Raw genomic sequence first — 13,248 nt, forward strand, 5'->3', positions numbered from 1 at the left:
ATTTCGCACGCCAGATAAACAAGGAAGGCCGTAACCGCTGACGCGATCCCGGCCTTCTTTTCAATCCAAACTGTCGTCAGCGGATCAGTCGAGAACCTGGATGACCGTATGGGTCTGCGGATCGACGATGACCCGGCGTTCGTTGACGATCGTATAGCCGTAATTGCTATAGCCTTCGACCGGACGGACTTCGACGCTTTCCGGCAGGACGCGGCCGACAAGGACGTCGCCGTCATAAGGGATCGATTCCACCGGCTGCTGTTGCATCACATAGGTGCGGACTTCGCCCGGCAGGACGTGAGTGGTTGAGTGCGTGACGACCGGCTCGGACGGCTGCTCGATGATGACGGTGCTCTGCGCATAGGCCGAAGCCGACAGAGTGAGAAACGCTGCCGTGGCAGCCATGGTAAACTTGCGCATATTGCTTCTCCTTGAGCGAATTGCTGGAATAGAAACACGCTTCCGTGAACTTGGTTCCGTTTCGCCGCCCGCCCCATTCGGACAAATATCAAGGCAACCTGCCGCAATATGCAGGATCGCCCGCTTTCACGCGGGCGCTCGCCATCGTATCAGGCTGTCCGCTTCCAGGCCGCGCGGCTGTCGCTAAAAGCGGGAGTTGCGCCGTCGGTCAGCCTGAACAGGCCAACCAGGTCGCGCAGGCGCTGCGCCTCATTGAGAAGAAGCGCGCTTGCGGCATTGTTCTCCTCCACCATGGCAGCGTTCTGTTGCGTGTTATGATCGAGCAGGTTGACGGCCGTATTGATCTCGCTCAGGCCCACGGACTGCTCGCGCGACGAGAGGGCGATCGCCTGAACCTCGATATTGATGGCCTCGACCCGGCTTCCGATGCCGGTCAGCGCCTCGCCGGTCTCTCGTACCGAACGCACGCCGTCCGTCACTTCCATCCCTGACACGCGGATCAGTTCCTTGATTTCGCGCGCAGCATCAGCGGATCGGCCAGCCAGTGCGCGGACTTCCTGCGCAACGACGGCGAAACCGCGACCGGCCTCCCCCGCCCTTGCCGCCTCAACCCCGGCATTGAGCGCCAGAAGATTGGTCTGGAAGGCGATCTCGTCGATCACGCCGATAATGCCGGCAATACGCTGGGACGATGCCTCGATACGCCCCATCGCCTCCAGGGCGCCGGTGACGAGAACCCGCGTCTGGGTGGCCGAGGCATCGGCTTCGCCAGCCATGCGGTTGGCGTCCTGCGCGCGTTTGGCGGAATTGCGGACATTGGCGGTGATCTGTTCCAGCGCAGATGCGGTCTCTTCCAGCGAGGCCGCCTGTCGTTCGGTTCGGCCGGACAGGTCGCCGGCGCTGCCGGCGATTTCCCGGCTGCCGCCATCGATGGCCTGAGCGGCGTGGGCGATCGAGGCCATGACGTCGCCGAGACGGGCGACAGTCTGGTTGAGATCGCCGCGCAGGCTCTCGAAATCCGGCGCGAAAGGCTCAGTCAGTTCGAAGGCCAGATCTCCGCCGGCAAGACGGCGCAGACCATCGGCAAGGCCCTCGGTCGCCTGCATCAGACGTGCACGGGCCTCGGCTTCCGCCTGGCGCTGCAGGCGGAGACGCTCGCCTTCCGCATTGGCGCGGGCCTGCGCCGCTTCCTCTTCCAGTCGACGGTTGGCGATGGCCGCTTGTCGGAAAGTATCGAGCGCGCCGGCCATGGCGCCGAATTCGTTGCGGCGGCCGAGCGAAGGAATGGCAAGCTCCGTTTCGCCGCTGGCAAGCTTGCGCATGGCGGTCGTCATCGCCACCACCGGTCGGGTAATGGATCGGCCGATCAGCCACACGCCGAGGCCGAGTGCGGCAATGGCGATGGCGATCAAAGCAGCGGCAATCAAAAGATTGCGTTCGGCAACGCGGGTATTTTCGGCGAGCGTCGCATCACGCCTGGCTTCGTAGGCGGCACTGACGGCCTGGACCTGCGGCTCGAGCGCCTGGTAGGCGGCGGAGACGTCCCTCTGGCTCTGCGCTTCCCTGAGGCTTGCCTCGGCGTAAAGGCGGAAGGCGGAACGATAGACCTCGAGCCCGTCCATAACCCGGCTGCGCTGCGCACCCGGACGAAAGGCCTCCTTGACCAGGGCGGCAAAGGTCTCGGCTTCGGCTGCGTGCTTTTCCAAATAGGACGCATCGCCGCGCAGCATGAAATCCTTTTCGTGACGACGCAGCATCAGCATGCTCACGCGAATGTCGGCTTCCTCGACGGTCTGAAGGCGGTTTTCGATCGAATGCACGGCCGAGCGCATGGCACCCTGCAGGCCGCTGTCCTGGTCCAGACCAAGTTCCTGATCGTTCTTCACCAGCGTGGCGAAGCTCGTTTCATAAGCCGTCAGGCCATTTCCCAGCTGGTCGAGCTGACCCACGAGTTCCGGGCCAGCGGTTGCGCGCAGGCCGTCGAGAATGGTGCGCACTTCCGTGGTTGCCGCGGAGAACCTGTCAACAGCGGCCATGTCCTTGTGCAGCAGGAAATACTGTTCCCAGAGAAGGCTGTCGCGGACGCTGGCCGACATGGCTGCGACTTGCGCACGGCGCTGCGACAGCGTCTCGGCCGCGCTACGATAGCCGTCCTCGATCTGGCGCTGCCCTAGAAAAATAGCGGCGATGGCAATAATGCCCGCAAAGGCCAGAATGGCCAGCAACAGGACGCGTTGAGAAATCCGAAGATTTGAAAAGAACGACAAGGCAAAATCCTCGAAAGAACTGAATTTGCCAGCCTTGTGCCCCGACGGACTTTAACGAACCTTCAAATCCGAGATGAAATTACAATGACATTTTCATGACGGCAGGCAGCTACAACAACGTAAAATACGAACGGCGACCTTAAGGCCGCCGCTGCATTCTTCAAGAGCTTTCGAAAACTCAGTCTTTCTTCACCGGCGGGATCGGGCGGATCGCCAGTTCGCGCAGCTGGGTCGGGGTCGCTTCGGAGGGGGCCCCCATCAGCAGATCCTGTGCCTGCTGGTTCATCGGGAACAGCGTGATTTCGCGCAGGTTCTTCGCACCGGTCAGGAGCATGACGACGCGGTCGACGCCGGCTGCCATGCCGCCATGCGGAGGCGCACCGTACTGGAAGGCGCGGTAGAGGCCGCCGAAACGGTCTTCTACGTCCTGCTGCGAAAGGCCGACCATTTCGAAAGCCTTGACCATGACTTCCGGCAGCTGGTTACGGATCGAGCCCGAGGCGATTTCAAAACCGTTGCAGACCATGTCGTACTGGTAGGCCTTGATCGTCAGCGGATCCTGGTTTTCCAGCGCGTCGAGGCCGCCCTGCGGCATCGAGAACGGGTTGTGGGCAAAATCGATCTTCTTGTCTTCCTCGTTATATTCGAAGAACGGGAAGTCGACGATCCAGCAGAGCGCGAACTGGTCCTTGTTGGCGAGCCCCAGCTCGTCGGCCGCGCGGTTACGGGCTTCGCCTGCGAACTTGTAGAACTTTTCCGGTTCGCCGGCGACGAAGAAGCAGGCATCGCCCGCTTCCAGACCGAGTTGAGCCGCAATCGCTGCGGTGCGTTCTTCGCCGATGTTCTTGGCGAGCGGACCGGAGCCGGCAACCTTGCCCTCTTCTTCCTTCCAGAAGATGTAGCCAAGGCCCGGCTGGCCCTGCTGTTGTGCCCAGGCGTTCATGCGGTCGCAGAATGCTCTGGAGCCGCCGGTCTTGGCCGGGATCGCCCAGACTTCGACCTTCGGGTTGGACGCGATCATGCCGGCGAACACCTTGAAGCCGGAACCGGCAAAATGCTCGGTGACAGCTTCCATCTCGATCGGGTTTCTGAGGTCCGGCTTGTCGGAACCGTATTTGCGGATCGCGACGTCATACGGGATGCGCGGGAATTCCTGGGTGACAGGCTTGTCTTCTGCAAACTCTTCGAAGATGCCGCGCATGACCGGCTCCATCGTCTCCCAGACTTCTTCCTGGGTGACAAAGCTCATTTCGAGGTCGAGCTGGTAGAATTCGCCCGGCAGACGGTCGGCGCGCGGGTCTTCATCGCGGAAGCAGGGTGCGATCTGGAAATAACGGTCAAAACCCGCAACCATCATCAGCTGCTTGTACTGCTGCGGTGCCTGCGGCAGGGCGAAGAACTTGCCGGGATGGATACGCGACGGCACGAGGAAGTCACGAGCGCCTTCCGGCGAGGAAGCGGTCAGGATCGGCGTCGAATATTCGGTGAAGCCGCCGGCCGTCATTTCGCGGCGCATGGCGGCGATGATCTGGGTGCGCTTGACGATGTTCTTGTGCAGCGTTTCACGGCGCAGGTCGAGGAAGCGGTACTTCAGGCGCACGTCTTCCGGATATTCCGGCTCGCCGAACACCGGCAGCGGCAGTTCCTTGGCGGCGGAAAGCACTTCGATTTCCTTGGCGTAAAGTTCGATTTCGCCGGTCGCCATGTTCTTGTTGACGGTGTCTTCCGAACGCGCCTTGACCACGCCGTCGATGCGGATGACCCATTCGCCACGCACGATTTCGGCCGACTTGAAGGCGGGGCTATCCGGGTCGCAGACGACCTGGGTCATGCCGTAATGGTCGCGCAGGTCGACGAACAGAACGCCGCCATGATCTCGCACGCGGTGAACCCAGCCGGAAATGCGGACATTGGAGCCGACATCCGACTTGCGGAGGGCGGCACAGGTGTGGCTGCGGTAACGGTGCATGTCTTTTATCCTGGACTAATGCTTTGAACGGCCTTCATGGGCGCGCGAAGCGGCCCGGCCGAAATCATGGAAAATCGGCGCGAAAAGCGCATGGGCGGCCCGATTTGTCAAGGGTTGCGGGTATGTGGGCATGTCTGAACCTGATGGTTGGCCACCTTGCGGGTCGGCATTCAGGCCTGAGCGCGAAAACACCCAGGCTCGGCAAGGACGTCTGTCGACCCGGGACGGTGCCTGCTCCTGCCGAACCGGACCAGCCCGCGGATCCAGGGCGTTTCCAGAGCTGCTGCGATTACCTGGCACACTCGCTTGCCAGCTTCGGTCTAAGACTAAGCTGAGCGTGGTGCAGTATTGAACGGGGGCCGACTGAACCTTTGCCACGATTTCGCGTGACTTCATGGCGTCTTGCCGCAGTTTCACGCCACATCCGTACCGCTTGTGGTTGACACGGGCGGTTGAAAGAGAAAGGAAGGTTGATCCTTTATTTCCCGCCTGACGAAGACAATGATCGAAACCACTGCTGCCCTCGAAAAAGCCTGCCTCCAGCTGGCAAAGTCGGAATTCATCACCATCGACACGGAGTTCCTGAGGGAGACGACGTTCTGGCCGGAACTGTGCCTTATCCAGATGGCAAGCCCCGATCTCGAAGTGATCGTCGATCCGCTCGCCAAGGGGATCGATCTGGCGCCGTTCTTCGCGCTGATGGCAAACGCGTCTGTGATCAAGGTCTTTCATGCGGCGCGCCAGGATATCGAGATCATCCATCATCTCGGCAATCTCGTTCCGCACCCGATTTTCGATACGCAGGTCGCTGCCATGGTCTGCGGCTACGGGGATTCGATCTCCTATGACCAGCTCGTCAGCCGGATCAAGGGCGTGCAGATCGACAAGTCGTCTCGCTTCACGGACTGGAGCCGTAGGCCGCTCACCGACAAGCAGCTGGATTACGCCGCCGCCGACGTTACCCATCTGCGTGATGTCTATCTGTCGCTGAAGCAACAGCTGGAGCGCGAAGGTCGCGCCCTGTGGGTGAGCGAGGAAATGGCGGTGCTGGAAAGCGCCTCCACCTATGACATGCATCCGGATGACGCTTGGCTGCGGTTGAAATCGCGTCTGCGCAAGCCGACCGAGCTGGCTATCCTGAAATTCGTGGCAGCCTGGCGCGAACGCGAGGCGCGCAGCCGAAACGTACCGCGCTCGCGCGTGTTGAAGGACGACGGGCTTTACGAGGTCGCCCAGCAGCAGCCGAAGGATACCGAAGCGCTCGGCCGGCTTCGTACGATCCCGAAAGGCTGGGAGCGTTCCGCTTCCGGCCAGGCGATCATCGAGGCGGTCAATGCCGCGCTGGCGCTGCCGAAAACCGAAATGCCGCATGCGCCAAAACATGTTCACGTGCCGGAGGGCACCGCCGCGGCAGTGGAACTGCTCAAGGTCCTGCTGAAACTCGTCTCGGACCGCCAAGGCGTGGCGGCCAAGATCATCGCCAACACCGACGATCTGGAGAAGATTGCCGCCGACGGCGAAAACGCGCAGGTCGGCGCGCTGTCGGGCTGGCGCCGCGATCTGTTCGGCGACATGGCGCTGCGCCTGATCAATGGCGGGGTGGCGCTGCGCTTCGTCGACAAAAAGGTCGAGGCGGTCGAGCTTTAGCACGCCCTGTGACAGATCCGGATCGATAACCGCCGGACTGGGGCGTCCGATGGGCGCTATCGCGCGAAGACAACGGTGACTTGGTGTGCCTGCCACGGGTCCCGTTTAACCCGCCGGGCGATGTTCACGGATGCATTCTCGCCCCTTTGGTGATCTTGTCGACCAGCTTCTTGTCCGATCTCAGCGCGATGCCCACAAGCTTTGCATCCTCGGGACCGAACTGCAAGAACACCGCGCGATTGGCGGCATCGTCGCCCGTTGCAAACATTTCCTCGATATAGGCAGAGGTCATCACGCCGCGATCCAGCGCGCGGCGGTGAATTGTCCGCAGCCCCTCCTGATCGGCCGCGAGCACCACGATCGGCTGAATGGTCATCGGATTGTAGACATGGCCCTGCGCATCCCGGTAAGCTTGGCCAATGATCGCCGGCGACTGGGCGACGATGCCGCTCGTGAGGAAGGCGGTGACGTTGAGCTTTTGCCAGGTGGCAAGGTCATCGCGGATCACGATGGCAATCTTGGTGTCGAACATGCAGCAGAACTCCGTTCACGGTTTTCGAGAAACAGAGCCATTAGCGCCGAGCGCGGCGAACGGTCTTGAACATTCGTGCAAGCCGAGCTTCATCGATGGCATGCGCATTGCCGCATCATCACGCGGGATCGAGCGCATCGAGGCACGGTTTCACGGTAGCGGTTTTTCGCCGCACCGGCACGATACCTATGCGCTGGGGCTGACATTGCATGGCGTGCAGACCTTTCGCTATCGGGGGGCCGAGCGTTTCAGCAATCCCGGCAATGTCATCGTCCTGCATCCCGACGAAGTGCATGATGGTGCGGCCGGCACAGAAGATGGTCTGATCTACCGGATGATCTATCTGCCACCGGAGCTGATTGGCGCGGTCAACGGACATTGTACCGCCCTGCCCTTTGTCCCCGATCCGGTTGTGAGCGACATGGGTCTGTGGTCCGCGCTCGCCGACATTCTCTGCGATCTCGACCACGAACCGGGCGACCTTGTTGTGGATGATGTGGTGATGCGAGTGGAAGCCGGGCTGAGACGGCAGGCCGGCGACCGCCACCGCATGGTGCATGCAGCCGCACGCGCCGCGGTTTTGCGCGCACGCGACGTTCTCAAGGACTGCAGCAGTAAGGACATTCGCTCCGACACGTTGGAAGCGGCAAGCGGGCTCGACCGCTATGAACTCGCCCGGCAGTTCCGTCGCGTACTGGGCACCAGTCCGCATCGTTACCTTGTCATGCGGCGGCTGGACCACGCGAAGCAGTTTCTAGCCGCGGGCGGCAAGTTGGCGGACGCGGCCGCCGATGCCGGATTTGCCGATCAGGCGCATATGACACGCCATTTCCGCAGGGCTTTCGGCATCACACCGGGACGTTGGCTGGCATGGCGAAAGAACCTGCAATAGACGTCTCGTGCGACTGCCACGATACGCCGAATGCTTGATAGGCATTACGAAAATCAGCCGGGCAACATTCATCGATCTGTCAAATGACGATCACCTGAGCGTCATGCGCGCCGCTTAATGCGATCCTGTGTCCGAGACCCCTAACACAGGTGATCCATGATCCGACTTCTTCTCAGCACCGTTGCTGCTGCCGCTCTGTTTGCCGGCGCCGCCATTGCGGACGACAAGGAATATCCGGCAAAGCTTGCTGGACAGGCCCTTCTTCCCGCCAACACAGTCACTCCGGCTCCCGCCGACGCACCGGACTTCCTCAAGACCTCGGGCAAGTTCACGACGCCCGGCAAACGCGTCGAAAAGCTCGGCACCGTCGATGGCAAGGACGGCGCCCGCGTCACCGATGTCAAACTGCCCTTCGATGGCCAGCCGATCCAGGGCTTTTCCGGGATCAAGACCATGGCCGTCGGCACGTTCTGGAGCTTGTCCGACAACGGCTTCGGCTCCAAGGCAAACTCCTCCGATGCCATGCTTTTCCTGCATCAGGTCAAATTCGACTGGGCGACCAACAAGGTCGAGGTGCTCAAGAACATCTTCCTGTCCGATCCCAACCGCATTGCGCCCTTCCCGATCGTCATGGAAGGAACGGAGAAGCGTTACCTGACAGGCGCCGATTTCGACATCGAGTCCATCCAGCCGGTCGGCGACGGCTTCTGGCTCGGCGAGGAGTTCGGCCCCTATCTCATCAAGGTCGATGCGCTCGGCCAGTTGACGGACGTTGTCGCGACCATGGTCGATGGCAAGCCTGTCAAGTCTCCCGACAACCCAACCCTGGTCATGCCGGCCAATCCGGCTGCCAAGCTGCCGGTCTTCAACCTGAAACGCTCCGGCGGCTATGAAGGCCTGGCCATGTCGAAGGACGGCTCCAAGCTTTACGGCCTGCTCGAAGGTCCGCTCTTTCTCGAAGACGGCAAGGTCGAACAGGCCGACGGTCGCACGACGCTGCGCGTCATCGAATTCGACATCGCTTCGAAAAACTGGACCGGCCGCTCCTGGCTTTATCCGCTTGCCGAAAAGGGCGTTGCGATCGGCGATTTCAACATGATCGACGACACGACGGCCCTCGTCATCGAGCGAGACAATGGCGCCGGCACGAAGGACAAGGCCTGCGCCGATCCGAAACAGCCGAAGCCGGATTGCTTCGACGCACCGGCCGAACTGAAACGCGTCTACAAGATCGAGATGAGCGAAGCCAATGTCGGCAAGGCCGTGCGCAAGATCGGCTATATCGACCTCATGAACATCAAGGATCCCGACGGCAAGAAGAAGGCCGGATCGAAGGACGGCATCTACGACATGCCGTTCGTCACGATCGAGAATGTCGATGTGGTCGATGCCACCCATATCGTCATCGGCAATGACAACAACCTGCCCTTCTCTGCCGGCCGCGCCGTCGACAAGGCCGACGACAACGAGTTCAGCCTGCTGGAAGTCGGCGAGTTTCTGTCGGCGAAATAAGTCTCAGCACCTCAATGCTTCGACAAGGGGGAAACGCGCGGTGAAAGCCGGGCGTTTCCCTTCTTCGATTAAGACGACTGCCGCGGGATTTCGTGCGTGCCGGCGTGCGAGCGCGGGCTCTGCTCATTGGCCCGTCCGGTACAATTCTTGTTGAGACGCCGTCGCCGCTCCTGGCGGTTGACGCATGCCGGGGGCGTCCCCACCTGACCGGTTGAGAGGTTGGCAGCGAGGGCCGAAGTTACGTTCTGATCAAAACCTCGGCTCAAGAAAGGATCAAGTCACTATGGCGCTCAAGGATATTCTACCCGGTCGGATCGGTTTCGGCGCGGCACCGCTCGGCAACATGTACCGCGACATTCCGCAGGAAGAGGCGCTGGCCACGGTCGAGGCGGCATGGAACGACGGCATCCGTTATTACGACAACGCCCCGTTTTACGGCGCCGGTCTTGCCGAAATCCGCATGGGCGAGGCGTTGTCCGGCAAGCCGCGCGACGAGTATGTGATCTCCACCAAGGTCGGCCGCGTGATCCTTGACGAGGTCGAGGAGCGCAGCGACCGCGAGCCCGGAGAAAAGGTGGGCCTGTTCGGTCACGGACGGCCGAACAAGGTGGTCCAGGACTATGGTCACGATGCCACCCTGCGCTCCATCGAAGGCAGTCTCAAACGCTTGAGGACGGACCATATCGAGATCGCCTTCGTGCACGACCTGGCACAGGATTTCTGGGGCGATATCTGGCTCGAAAAATTCGAGGAGGCCCGCAAGGGCGCCTTCCGTGCACTCGACCGCCTGCGTGACGAGGGTGTGATCAAGGCCTGGGGACTCGGCGTCAACCGGGTCGAGCCGATCGAACTGGTGCTGGAACTCGACGAGCCTAAGCCGGACGCATTTCTTTTGGCGGGTCGTTATACGCTTCTCGACCATGACAGGGCGCTGCAACGGCTGATGCCGATGGTGGCGGAGCGCGGCCTCGGTGTCGTGGCCGGTGGCCCCTACAGTTCGGGCGCACTCGTGGGCGGACCGAATTTCGAATATGCGCCGATCAAGCCGGACATGAAGACGAGGATCGACAGGATCAAGGCCATCGCCGACCGTCACGGCGTCAGCATGAAAGCGGCGGGGCTGCAGTTTTCCCTGGCCAACCCGGCGGTCGCCGCGGTCATTCCGGGCGCCAGCCAGCCGTCGCGCATCGCCGAAGATGGGGCAGCGCTTCGAGAAACCGTCCCGGCCGAATTCTGGCGGGAACTGCGCTCCGAGGGCCTCGTCAATCCGCAGGCCCCGCTGCCCGCGTAATACCTCGCATCGGGGCGCCTGTCGCAGGGGCCCCGATGCATGTGACGGATCAGAGCTGGATTGCGCCCGGATCGCGGTCGCCCGAAAGTTGTCACGCGTGCGGGCGGAAACACCCGGGATCCCGCCCGTATGCCGCGCGTCCCGACCTGTGCTCTGATCGGAATGGACCGTCCACCTCAGCTTTCGCTCTAAAAATTAGTGGCTGACCCTAGGCGCGAAATCCCCCCATATGGAGCCCAGCGGACACCAGGATCGCCCTATCAAGAACGCGGACCCGCGCCTTGTCCGGGCTGTGCCCGCCATAACGCGGCTCTGAAGACCTCGGCGCCGATCCGTTCAGATCGAACAACGTCGAGGCGCCAGGGCTGCGGGAATCGTTGGAGCCGGTCTGATCGGTTCGAGCACAGGCATCAGCGCCGCGAGATTCATCAGACGGCTCAACATGGTATCCCGACCCGCGATACGGGCTTCGCGATCGGCGATACCGATGCGACGGCCTTTCCATTTCTCCACACAACCGTGAAAATTGCCGGCATCGGCTTGGGCGTTCAGCCCTTTCCAGCTCCAGAATGCTGCAAGAATGGCCGGCTGGAACCGGGGTTGCGCGGCCAGCTCCGGCCGGTTGACGAGATCAAGGCCGCATCGTTGGCCGACTTCCCAATATTCCTCACGGCCGGTCAATTGCGGGCCGCCGCGGCCGATGTAGCGCGATCCGTCGTTCGTGCCGCGGCCATTGCCCATGCGCTCGCCGTAAACCTCGTCGATCGCTTTCTGCTGCCAACCGTAGCCCGTTCCATAGGCCTTGCGCACAGCCGCGGCATCGGGAAAACGCGTCGGCCATGTGCGGGCCACGCTCTCGGCGCAATAATGGATATTCTCGGTCAGTGCCGGCAGCGCATAACCGTCGCATTCATGCGCGACATTCGCCAGGGCATAGGCAAGCCGGGTGCGGCTCATGGTGATCCCGGCAACGGCCAACAGGGCCGCGCCGCCGACAAAGGCCTCGACAACGGATGTGGGCGCGCGCGGAAAGATTGCACGCCAGTCCGCCTCCCCCAGCACCAGCACCATATCGCCTGTATCCTCGTGAAATAATGTGACAATAGCACAGTTTATCTCCGAGTGCGAGCCGATAATCACAACCTCAGGTTATGGCTCGGATTCCGCCAGCTGGCGCTTACTCATAGCGGAAGGCCAGTTGCTTGCCAGTCAGCTTGGAAAGCTGCTGCAGGCGACCATCCAGCCGCTCACCGGCGAAATCGCGATAGGCCGCGGGAACGACGAATTCCAGATCGATATCCGATTGGGCCGACGGTTGGAAACGCAGGTGGTTGATGATGCCCGGCATGGAGGCCGAAAACAGATAGACGACGCGCAACAGGCCGCCAAGCAGTTTTGCCAGCACCAGCAGGCGCGGTGTGCCGATGGCCGCCAAGGGGCCGGTAGCGCCGTTATCGCTCAAGCCTTCGAACCGGTAATAATTGGCAAGCGCGATATAGGCGCGGCCCGCATGCGTGATGCCGGTGAAGGATGAATGGGCAATGATGTTGAGCGCCTGCAACCCGCGATAATCTGGATGGGCGCGCCAGCTGATATCTGCGAGAAGGCAGGCGGCGCGGCGATAGCGGCTTTCTTCCTCGCTTTCCTCGATACCGAAGGCCGGCACCATGCGACCGGTCCAGTCGGCAAGCTCGCGGGCATGTTCGGGCGAACGGGCACGCAGGATGGCCAGTTGATCAGCGGCAACCAGCAGCGGGTCGGAGGCCTTTTCCTCGGCCGACAGTTTCGAATAGAGGTAACCTTCCCGCACCCCTTGCGCCGACACGATGATGCGCGACGGCTTCATCACCGCCAGCACTTCCTGCATGGCGACGGCGCCGAAAGGCAGGAGCGCACGACGGTTCTTCGAAACGGCCTGCCAGGCCGGGCTTTTGGCAGCGGTGCCGTCGACGATGTCCTTCAGGAAAGCCTGCATATCGGCAAGCGGCAGTTCGTAACCCTGCATCATGTGGAGCGGGTAGTCGCGCATTTCCATATGCAGTTTGGCCAGATTGCGCCACGTGCCGCCGACCGCGTAGAAGGTCCGCCCCTGCCCTTTTTCCAGCAGTTTGGCGGACCTGACCTGTTGACGCGCAAAGGCACGCGCCTTGGCGATCGAACCCCCCGAATATTCCGAAAGGCGCAAGCCCCCGAGCGGCAGGGTGATGCCCTTGCCAAGCTCATGGTCGTGAATATCAATAAGTTCCAGCGAGCCACCGCCAAGATCGCCGGCAATGCCATCGGCGTGATGGAAACCGCTGGTGACGCCGAGCGCGGAATAATAGGCTTCTTCCTCGCCGGACAAGACCTGCGGTTTCTGACCGAGGATTGCCTCGACGTCGCGGATGAATTCGGGACCGTTGGAAGCTTCGCGGGCGGCAGCGGTGGCGAGAACATAGATCTCCGTCGCACCAGCCTGTAGCGACAGCGCCTTGAAACGCCGCAAGGCCGCCAATGCCCGCTCGACCGCCTCCGGATCCATACGGCCGCTCGAACCCAATCCCTTGCCGAGACCACACAACACCTTTTCGTTGAAAAGCGTCGTCGGCGCGCGGGAAAGGCCTTCGTAGATGACGACCCGAACGGAGTTCGAGCCGATGTCGATAACGGAAACAGGAGCGCTACCCTGGACGCGCCCCTGAGCTTCTGTTCGTACCATGCGAGCCTATAATTTGGGCC

At 61.7% G+C, this 13,248-nt stretch carries 10 protein-coding genes; 4 read left to right on the forward strand and 6 right to left on the reverse strand.

Going from position 1 to position 13,248, the window contains the following annotated elements:
• Positions 1-84: 84 nt before the first annotated feature.
• The 3 genes from ACQKKX_RS12675 to aspS form a co-directional block, all read right to left on the reverse strand.
• A complete protein-coding gene (locus tag ACQKKX_RS12675) occupies positions 85-420 on the reverse strand; it encodes a DUF1236 domain-containing protein (RefSeq protein WP_427571048.1) in 336 nt (111 codons plus the stop codon).
• 149 nt (positions 421-569) lie between these two features.
• Positions 570-2,687: a methyl-accepting chemotaxis protein gene (locus tag ACQKKX_RS12680; RefSeq protein ID WP_427571049.1), complete on the reverse strand. Its 2,118-nt coding sequence runs from the start codon at positions 2,685-2,687 to the stop codon at positions 570-572.
• 178 nt (positions 2,688-2,865) lie between these two features.
• Positions 2,866-4,656 carry an aspartate--tRNA ligase gene (gene aspS, locus ACQKKX_RS12685; RefSeq protein WP_427571050.1) on the reverse strand — a complete coding sequence of 597 codons (1,791 nt, stop codon included), beginning with the start codon at positions 4,654-4,656 and terminating at the stop codon, positions 2,866-2,868.
• 501 nt (positions 4,657-5,157) lie between these two features.
• Here aspS and rnd point away from each other — a divergent pair.
• Positions 5,158-6,303 (forward strand): ribonuclease D, encoded by a 1,146-nt coding sequence (rnd, locus tag ACQKKX_RS12690; RefSeq protein WP_427571051.1) that lies wholly within the window; start codon positions 5,158-5,160, stop codon positions 6,301-6,303.
• A gap of 124 nt (positions 6,304-6,427) precedes the next feature.
• Here rnd and ACQKKX_RS12695 read toward each other — a convergent pair whose 3' ends face one another.
• Positions 6,428-6,835, reverse strand: coding sequence for a DUF2000 family protein (locus ACQKKX_RS12695; RefSeq protein WP_427571052.1), 408 nt, complete (start codon positions 6,833-6,835; stop codon positions 6,428-6,430).
• On the opposite strand from ACQKKX_RS12695, the gene ACQKKX_RS12700 reads away from it, so the two are divergent.
• From ACQKKX_RS12700 to ACQKKX_RS12710, 3 genes are all read left to right on the forward strand, one after another.
• Positions 6,834-7,727, forward strand: a complete 894-nt coding sequence (locus ACQKKX_RS12700; RefSeq protein ID WP_427571053.1) for an AraC family transcriptional regulator — start codon at positions 6,834-6,836, stop codon at positions 7,725-7,727. The two genes, ACQKKX_RS12695 and ACQKKX_RS12700, sit on opposite strands and share 2 nt — an antisense overlap.
• Before the next feature lie 156 nt (positions 7,728-7,883).
• Positions 7,884-9,239, forward strand: a complete 1,356-nt coding sequence (locus tag ACQKKX_RS12705; RefSeq protein ID WP_427571054.1) for an esterase-like activity of phytase family protein — start codon at positions 7,884-7,886, stop codon at positions 9,237-9,239.
• A gap of 283 nt (positions 9,240-9,522) precedes the next feature.
• Entirely contained in the window at positions 9,523-10,530 is a 1,008-nt protein-coding gene (locus tag ACQKKX_RS12710) for an aldo/keto reductase (protein ID WP_427571055.1), read from the forward strand.
• A gap of 336 nt (positions 10,531-10,866) precedes the next feature.
• On the opposite strand, the gene ACQKKX_RS12715 is transcribed toward ACQKKX_RS12710, so the two are convergent.
• Positions 10,867-11,601, reverse strand: coding sequence for a glycoside hydrolase family 19 protein (locus ACQKKX_RS12715; RefSeq protein WP_427571056.1), 735 nt, complete (start codon positions 11,599-11,601; stop codon positions 10,867-10,869).
• Positions 11,602-11,707: 106 nt separating this feature from the next.
• Positions 11,708-13,228, reverse strand: a complete 1,521-nt coding sequence (gene ppx, locus ACQKKX_RS12720; protein ID WP_427571057.1) for an exopolyphosphatase — start codon at positions 13,226-13,228, stop codon at positions 11,708-11,710.
• Positions 13,229-13,248: the final 20 nt, after the last annotated feature.

It is taken from the genome of Neorhizobium sp. NPDC001467 (assembly GCF_050275975.1).
Classification (GTDB): Bacteria; Pseudomonadota; Alphaproteobacteria; order Rhizobiales; family Rhizobiaceae; genus Neorhizobium.

Bases quoted from the DNA above. Each gene is read 5' to 3' on its own strand.
- aspS (WP_427571050.1), bottom strand. From the start codon at position 4,656: ATGCACCGTTACCGCAGCCACACCTGTGCCGCCCTCCGCAAGTCGGAT.
- ACQKKX_RS12715 (WP_427571056.1), bottom strand. From the start codon at position 11,601: ATGGTGCTGGTGCTGGGGGAGGCGGACTGGCGTGCAATCTTTCCGCGC.
- ACQKKX_RS12700 (WP_427571053.1), top strand. From the start codon at position 6,834: ATGCAGCAGAACTCCGTTCACGGTTTTCGAGAAACAGAGCCATTAGCG.
- ACQKKX_RS12695 (WP_427571052.1), bottom strand. From the start codon at position 6,835: ATGTTCGACACCAAGATTGCCATCGTGATCCGCGATGACCTTGCCACC.
- ACQKKX_RS12710 (WP_427571055.1), top strand. From the start codon at position 9,523: ATGGCGCTCAAGGATATTCTACCCGGTCGGATCGGTTTCGGCGCGGCA.
- ACQKKX_RS12675 (WP_427571048.1), bottom strand. From the start codon at position 420: ATGCGCAAGTTTACCATGGCTGCCACGGCAGCGTTTCTCACTCTGTCG.
- ACQKKX_RS12705 (WP_427571054.1), top strand. From the start codon at position 7,884: ATGATCCGACTTCTTCTCAGCACCGTTGCTGCTGCCGCTCTGTTTGCC.
- ppx (WP_427571057.1), bottom strand. From the start codon at position 13,228: ATGGTACGAACAGAAGCTCAGGGGCGCGTCCAGGGTAGCGCTCCTGTT.
- rnd (WP_427571051.1), top strand. From the start codon at position 5,158: ATGATCGAAACCACTGCTGCCCTCGAAAAAGCCTGCCTCCAGCTGGCA.